Source organism: Chryseobacterium antibioticum, assembly GCF_012927325.1.
GTDB classification, from domain to species: domain Bacteria; phylum Bacteroidota; class Bacteroidia; order Flavobacteriales; family Weeksellaceae; genus Chryseobacterium; species Chryseobacterium antibioticum.
Genome location: NZ_JABBGI010000059.1, coordinates 1 through 6,039 on the forward strand (window position 1 = coordinate 1; position 6,039 = coordinate 6,039).

A 6,039-nucleotide genomic window follows, 5' to 3' on the forward strand; every position below is an offset into this window, starting at 1 on the left:
AATAGCTCTCAATCTTTTGAAAAATGAGAAAACGCTCAAAGTCGGTGTTAGAGGAAAGCGCCTAAAAGCAGGATGGGATAACAGGTATCTTGAAAAATTAATTAATTTATGATGCGTTTGCCCTGGGCATATTCATAACCTGCGTAAAAATTACTCACGTTTTCTTCTAAGGTAGGCAATTTTTACCCACCTTATCGTAGCACCTGCGCAAAATAGTATCAGGTCTATATTCTCATCTTATGTAATGATTTACTTTAATGCTGAACCTGTGTAATTTTTACGCAGGTTAGACGAAAACCTGAGTAAAAATTACCCATCTTATTGTAACACCTGGGTAAAATAGTATAGGGTTATGATCTAACATGTGTAAAATGAATACAGGTTAGCAAATTTTTTCTTTCCATATTTACTGTCTTTTTATCTTTCAACAGCCAAAAAACATTAATCTGAGTGTAATGCTGTGATTTTAAGTGTATTGTATTGTTGAAGGATGTTTTTTCAGAGCTCTGAAAAAATGTGGGGACTTTAATAGCAAGATGTGTCTTTGTACGTACAAACTTTTCAAGTTGTACTACAAAGACGATCTTGCCTTTTTTGCAAAAGGGGAGAAAAAACTTCGGAACTCAGTTTTTATTTTTTGAAATCTTAAAAAGGATTCAAATTAGCCCAGTATATTCTTTTTTAATCTTTTGAAGTTCTATATGATTCCAGAATACTCTTATTTGAGTTAAACGTACTCATTACTATTGACTTATTGTTTTTTTAGTATTAATTTGCCTCAGAATTTCCAACCCAATTATTAAGTACAAATGAAGAACTATGGAAAAAGAAGTACGTATTTTCATAAGAATCCAAAAACACCGGAAAGAAAGCTGGAAAAAGCTCTGCTCAAAAAAACGAATTTCTTTGAGCAGTTTAATTATTGACTCGGTGGAGAATAGGATTTTTGATGATGAAAGGAGAAAAATATTGGCATTTATTGAAAAACAGGACAATATTTTTGTGAAGATTGAAACCAATATCAATCAAGTGGCAAAAATAGCAAATGCTCAAAAATTTATAGGCAGTGAAGATTTGAAAAATTTCAGGAAACAATTGAAAATAGTTACTGAACTGAAGGAACAACAGAACAAAATCTTTACAAAAATTTATTCATTAATTGCTAATGATTAATGAGGGTTTTATAAGTTAATAATCTAGTTTGGGAAGCTTCTTATTGGTAGGTTCTCCTTCATCAGGCATCTCAAGTTTGTAATCATATTTATTAGTCCTAACGTTATATGTAATAGACATTTTTGTAATATCCATTAAGCTTACTGTTTCGAAAACTTCGATGATTTTATCAATATCAATTTCATATAAAAACTCTAATTTCTTATCATCAGAATTGAAAAGGATTTGTTGATACTTTCTTTTGTATATTTTACATAATTCATGAAATTTACTATCGTCCATATGCTCTAAGTCATTAATTTGCTCATTTACAAATATTTCACAAGGAATAAAATAGAAACTATGTACGAAAAGATTACATAAAAATTGAATATCAAATTTTGCTTTTTGCTTATTTTGCAAATCGTAAAATTCTGTCCATTTATGATTGTTGAATGGTGTCAGTTTTTTTTGATCAATAAATGGATATCTAAACCCCTTTATATTTGTAGAGATAAATTTATTAGTTAACTTATTGTTTTCTATTAATTTACGTATAATATAAAAGCCATTTACTATATTAAATTCAAGCTCGCCATCAATATTTGATGAAGGCCTTTTAAATTCGCCTCTTTTTTTTAATCTATCTGTTATTTTGGCTAGTTTTTTTTGCCAATAATATTTTTCCATCATTATATGATATCATAAGTTCTAAAAATAGGTATTAATTCTCTTCATTATAGTAAATTTTATAATACTTTCTTCCATTTTCATCAACTCCCTGTTCTATTAAGTCTCTATTACCGTGTATGTAGATATCGAAATTTTTATCCAGCTTCAATACATTTTTGAAAATTCTTGACTGTTTTTTTACTGCTTTTGCAGATATTTCAAAACTGTCGGGTAATTCCATTTCATTTTCCTGTCTATATATCTGATCAAATTTGCGGAAAGATTCAATCACTCCATTATTAGCGAAAACTTCTTCTTCAAATTCTTGTTTGTCAAAAGTTTCATGTTTTTTGAAATAATCAACAGATCTGTTTAACATATCTATTTTATCTGGCCTACTAAGATCAAAATCTTCATCAAGTTGTTTTGTGACGAATTGTTTTGCAATACTTAAAAATTCATTAGTTTGATGATATTCGTTCTTTTTAGGGCGAACACTTAAAAAATCATCCCTCCAATATTGTGCTTCTGAACTTTTGTTTGTGTTGTCCACAACAGCTATCAAGTAACCATCCTTTCTTTCAGTATTAAAAACCAAGCAGCCTTTATCTAATTTATGGATATTCATACCATGTATATCTCTTAGTCGATAATTTGATTGTTCATTTTCTACCTTTAGTACGGTTTCTTTTGTTTCAGATTTAAAAATACCAACACAATCTACTTCTTCACCATCAAGTATGCTTTGGTTCATGTAGAAAACATAAAGTTCACCAGGTTTAATTTGAGGGTGGGTACTTTTGTCGTACAGATATCTGCCAGAATTTTTAGTTTGTTCTACAAAATTTTGATCCGAGTTATTTTCAAAAATTGAACTAATAAAAGTATACATAGGATTTAGATCCAAATTTGGAACAAAATAAAATTGATATAGTTCCTCAAATTTAAAATTCTTCTCAACCAATTTTCTAATAATATCTTCTACACTTCCAAAATCTGTTAAAGAATCGGAAAAGTTAACACCGTCTTCATTATTCTTATTTCCTATAGTATGGATAATAAGTTTCTCGATATTACCTAATTTAATAGTTTGCATAGTTAGTTATTGTATATCTCCTTTGGAATTAATCCATTTCCATTAATAAATTCATCTACGGTATGAAAATGAACAAAGTCATTATTCTCCCAATAATCTTTAGGAGCATGTTCCACCATAAAGATTTGAAAATCTTTCTTTTTTTCTACCACAATATATTCCATAAATGAGTTTAACAAGGTAAATGCGTCTATAAGCTTTTCTCTATCATTATTTTTGCCTTCATAATAAGGAGTACTCGGTTGGTCAATGAATAAGAAAGGAGGTACATGTTCCTGTTCTAAATTAATAATATGCTCGTGTAATCCCAAGTATAAAGATAAATGCATAAACATATAGTTTGAAGCACTTCCAACATTGTCCAATGCGAACAATTGTCCAGTTGGTGTTAATTGCAATAGCATTTTTTCACTGTTAAAATTAACTTTGCTCTTGTTATAAGTTTGCAGGGAGCTTAATTGGTCAAAATTCCTTTGAATACTTTCGTTCAATAAAGTGTCCATTGTGAATTTAATTTGAGAATTTTCTTGTCCACCTTTCATTAGGCGCTCTTTCTCATCATTTAGTTCGTTAAGTCCTATTGTATCAATTGGTTTAATAATTCTATTTTTAAGTGTTTGTTCTAATGCATAATCTATTTTCCCCAATTCTATAAATTTTTCCCCTTCTTTAAGGTAGTTTGCCTTAATTCTACTTATCTCAACTAACTTTTTATCAATGATATCTATTTCATTTCCTAGAGCAGTAATATCACCTGTTACTTTCAAAGGTTCTGACTTTTTATTGGAAAGGTTTTGTTTTATGTCTTTTAATGAAGTTTCTAAGTATTCCACAAAGACTCTTGTCTCATATGACTCTACCAATTGATCGGATAACTTTTTATTTAAATATTCAATTGGCTGTAGGCTGTCAGCAGCTTTATTTAGGTTCCGTTTATATAGTTCATACTCTCTCTGATATTGCGTAATTGCATTTACTTGCGATTGCAATTCTTTTTTCTTTTTGGTGAGGCTATCTATTTCAGAAAATAACGATGCATTCTTTGCAGTTTGTTTTGTGTTCTTGACTATTTCCAATAAAATAGAAATGGCGGAGTCAATGTCCTCAAAGTTTTCATTATGCTCAATAAAATTTATTCTTTTACACCAACTAATTAATTTGGATATTTCAGCTTGGAAATTTTCTTCAATTTTTTGATTGCCTTTAATCTGACTTTGTATTTTCCTTAATTTATTTTCAATTGCTTTTAGTCTTTCATCAGCTTTAATATTTTTCATGTCGTTCACACCAATAACTAAGTCAAAAATATGATTAAGAGCTTTATCATATTCCTCTTTCCCATAAAATGTCGTGTCAAAATATGTTTCAGGGGCATCAATTATTGTTTGTGTCAAAGAATTAAAGATCAAGAAATGCCTATAAGATACATTGAAAGATGTTCTCCCCAATTCTTTACCATACGGAAATCTGAGATTATCATCGATGCCAAACTCTTCATCGAGTATTGCTTTAGTCTCCGCTATCTCTTTATTATGTATCGGTCTATCAGGAAACTTCCCAAAATTGAAATAAATAGAGGATGAAACCGCTCCTTTTTCCGGGGTTTTTCTTATCAAGGATATATCTTTGTTGTTGATTGTAAATCTAATTCCAAACCACTCAACTTTTTCAATGATTTCAGTTGGAATAGTAACCTTTCCTGATAATAAACAATAATCAATAATATTCCAAAAGCTGGTTTTCCCCGTTGTAGAATCACCGGTTATTATATTTACTTTATTTGGTAGAAGGATGTAACTCTTGGGGCTTGTGCTTTTATCTTTAAACCACAATTTAATTTCATGTAGTATAAATTTCATAATTGTATGTTTAACATTTTATATAGTTGAGTTGTTGTTTTTTGAGCAATTAATGTCAATAATTGAGGTATTGCATTTTCAATGAGAATAAAGCGCTCGCTTGATACTTCATCACCTTCAATAGCAAAAGTTGACATAGCCCTTATTTCAGTATCAATTTTTATTTGTTTACTATTTTTCAGCACCATTAATGAATTAATGGTAATAGGCAATAATGATAAATATCGTTTATTGAATGATACAAATAACCTCGGTTGCTCTGCTATAAATTGTTCCAAACTATAATTTGCAACATTTTCGACTTTATTTAAGAAGCTTACAGTCCTTTCATCTAATAAAAAAGGTAAGATTATACATGCTCTTGAAACATCAATAGCATCTATTTTTTGAAAAACAGAAAGAAAAATGCAACATGAAATAGCTTCATTGTTAAATATATAGTATACTTCTCTCATTTTTTATATTTATTTTCCCAGTCAAAATGCCACCCTATTTCCAACTCATTCGATAATGAATAAAAATGCCCATTAGTAAATTCAACCCCAAGAGGAAGGTAGTCAGCTATAGATAAATCAAGTCGGCGGATACTATAAATAAGTTCGCATCCCGCATCTTTAATTTCATCTTCCAAATCACATGTTGCAACACCTGAATCAATTTTGCGCCCTATTTTACTATATTGAGCCTGAAATTCATTGTCCCATCTCATTATACTATCTTTTTTGAACTCATCTGCTTCAGGTAGTAAAATAAAATTCTCTTGATCTGACCAAAAAGTAAAATGACGAGTGAATTTGAGCATCTGAGTAGTGTACAAGATAATATATTTTGAGCCACTTTTAATCGCGCCAATATCAATTAATTGTTTAATAAAAACTTGATCTTCTGGGTTCTCAGGAAGAAAAATCTTGAAATCACGTATTGGAAGTTTCTGTACCCCACTTGCAACTTTAAAACATTTTGCAAACTTTTTAGAAAAATCTTCAAAAGTTATTTCAAATTTTTTTCCAGCTTTTATTTCTAAATATTTTGTCTCCTGTAGGCTTGAATAAAGGCTGTCATAAATCGTATCTACTATATGATCAGCTCTATATAGTTCAAATAACCTATTTTTAATTTTTTGAATAATTTCATCAACACCCAGGGCAAACGCATGATAGAAGTCACATAAGATAGTATATAATTGTTTGATAATAAATAATTTATCATTAGTTTGTTGAGATAAAATATTGTATATTCATCTGATAATCAATAAATTAA

Annotated in this window: 6 protein-coding genes; 1 reads left to right on the top strand and 5 read right to left on the bottom strand. The window is 29.5% G+C overall.

The genetic code is table 11. The annotated features are described in order from the left end of the window. Positions 1 to 819 precede the first annotated feature (819 nt). Positions 820 to 1,173 (top strand): hypothetical protein, encoded by a 354-nt coding sequence (locus HHL23_RS22090; protein WP_169236900.1) that lies wholly within the window; start codon positions 820 to 822, stop codon positions 1,171 to 1,173. 15 nt (positions 1,174 to 1,188) lie between these two features. Here the strand turns inward: HHL23_RS22090 and HHL23_RS22095 are convergent, their stop codons facing one another. Genes HHL23_RS22095 through HHL23_RS22115 form a run of 5 tightly spaced genes read right to left on the bottom strand, consistent with a single transcriptional unit; the run spans position 1,189 to position 5,596 of the window. Then, on the bottom strand, positions 1,189 to 1,845 hold the full coding sequence (locus HHL23_RS22095; RefSeq protein ID WP_169236901.1) for a hypothetical protein: 657 nt from the start codon (positions 1,843 to 1,845) through the stop codon (positions 1,189 to 1,191). A 31-nt stretch (positions 1,846 to 1,876) separates the two neighbouring features. Further along, positions 1,877 to 2,920 (bottom strand): nucleoid-associated protein, encoded by a 1,044-nt coding sequence (locus HHL23_RS22100; RefSeq protein WP_169236902.1) that lies wholly within the window; start codon positions 2,918 to 2,920, stop codon positions 1,877 to 1,879. A 2-nt stretch (positions 2,921 to 2,922) separates the two neighbouring features. After that, positions 2,923 to 4,779 (bottom strand): DUF3732 domain-containing protein, encoded by a 1,857-nt coding sequence (locus tag HHL23_RS22105; protein ID WP_169236903.1) that lies wholly within the window; start codon positions 4,777 to 4,779, stop codon positions 2,923 to 2,925. Beyond that, entirely contained in the window at positions 4,776 to 5,234 is a 459-nt protein-coding gene (locus HHL23_RS22110; RefSeq protein ID WP_169236904.1) for a three component ABC system middle component, read from the bottom strand. The genes HHL23_RS22105 and HHL23_RS22110 overlap by 4 nt, the downstream gene beginning before the upstream one ends. Then, positions 5,231 to 5,596 carry a hypothetical protein gene (locus HHL23_RS22115; protein ID WP_169236905.1) on the bottom strand — a complete coding sequence of 122 codons (366 nt, stop codon included), beginning with the start codon at positions 5,594 to 5,596 and terminating at the stop codon, positions 5,231 to 5,233. Before HHL23_RS22115 ends, HHL23_RS22110 begins: the two co-directional genes overlap by 4 nt. Between the last annotated feature and the right edge of the window lie 443 nt (positions 5,597 to 6,039).

What these genes read in the sequence shown, in the direction of transcription:
- HHL23_RS22095 (WP_169236901.1), bottom strand. Translation starts at nt 1,845, where the DNA reads ATGATGGAAAAATATTATTGGCAAAAAAAACTAGCCAAAATAACAGAT.
- HHL23_RS22110 (WP_169236904.1), bottom strand. Translation starts at nt 5,234, where the DNA reads ATGAGAGAAGTATACTATATATTTAACAATGAAGCTATTTCATGTTGC.
- HHL23_RS22105 (WP_169236903.1), bottom strand. Translation starts at nt 4,779, where the DNA reads ATGAAATTTATACTACATGAAATTAAATTGTGGTTTAAAGATAAAAGC.
- HHL23_RS22100 (WP_169236902.1), bottom strand. Translation starts at nt 2,920, where the DNA reads ATGCAAACTATTAAATTAGGTAATATCGAGAAACTTATTATCCATACT.
- HHL23_RS22090 (WP_169236900.1), top strand. Translation starts at nt 820, where the DNA reads ATGGAAAAAGAAGTACGTATTTTCATAAGAATCCAAAAACACCGGAAA.